The sequence below is a fragment of the Kribbella antibiotica genome, assembly GCF_004349055.1.
GTDB lineage: Bacteria > Actinomycetota > Actinomycetes > Propionibacteriales > Kribbellaceae > Kribbella > Kribbella antibiotica.
Map to the genome: position 1 here is coordinate 1 of NZ_SMKX01000317.1, position 1,144 is coordinate 1,144.

The 1,144-nt window shown below is 70.1% G+C and carries 1 protein-coding gene; it reads left to right on the forward strand.

Annotated features, from left to right (window positions below; genetic code table 11):
- Positions 1 to 1,032: citrate/2-methylcitrate synthase (locus E1263_RS42425; protein WP_272949738.1), on the forward strand; the 1,032-nt coding region annotated here is incomplete at its 5' end.
- Positions 1,033 to 1,144 lie beyond the last annotated feature (112 nt).

Here is a 1,144-nt window from a genome sequence, read left to right on the forward strand (position 1 = left end):
CTCCCCGGTCCCACCGCGCCCGCCGACGCCTCCTCCGGCACCCGCCTCTGGCCCAAGCTCCTGTCATCTCCAGCAGCTCCACCACCACTCGGGTCCGGCGCAACCACCGCGCCCTCCGCCACCGCACATCCCGAAGTGCTCGACGCGGCGCTAGTCCTCCTCGCCGACCACGGTTTGGCGGTCTCCACCGTCGCAGCGCGGGTCGCGGCGAGCGCCCGCGCCAACCTGTACGCCGTGGTGTCTGCGGGGCTCGGTGCGCTGGACGGGCAGTACCACGGCGCCGCCCCGACCCTGGCCTACGAGTTCCTCGACCGCGCAAAACACGACCCGGTCGGCGCCCTGTCGGCGCACCTCCGCACCGGCACCCCAGTCCCCGGCTTCGGCCACAAGATCTACCGCACCCGCGACCCCCGCGCCGAGGTCCTCTTCAAACTGCTCGGCGACGAGCCGATCATGCAGGTCGTCCAAACACTCACCGGCCGCATCAAATCCTTCCCCACCAGCGACCTCGCACTAGCCGCCGTGATGCACGCCTACAACCTCCGCCCAGACGCCGGCGAGGCCCTCTTCGCGCTCGCCCGCATCGTCGGCTGGACCGCCCGCGCAACAAGCTCCACCGCCGAGCGTCGCGACCGGGCCGAATGTCGCAACCATGTCATCGAGTGGAAGGACCGTGCTGCTGTACATCGATTGCCAGCAGCAATCTCCTTCCACTCGACCTCAGGAGGTTGTCCAGCGCGACGAGTGAACCCACTCGGCAGGCAAACCGCGCCGATGGCCGCGGCCGGCGCCGTACTGGTGTCTGCTCGCCACCTCCGACGTGCTGGGGAGCGCTACGAACCTGGATCGGCAGGCAGAAGTCCCCAGCCCCCGCACCACTCACCCACCAGCCAACCGCGCCCAGCCAAGGCGGGACCCCAAGGCGGAGCTCTCTCGCCGAGTGAACCCGCCGTGCCGCCGCATACTCCTCCCGCCATCTACGGGGTCCAACCAAAGACCGCCGGATTTCCGGGGTGGGAACACCCCGTTTGATGGGTGGACCCACCGGGTTGCGGGTCAGCCCACCGCATGCAGCTAGCCCACCCACAACGGGATGGGTCAGCCCACCAAATGGGGACGGCCGGGACGGTGGCGGGGGCTGCGG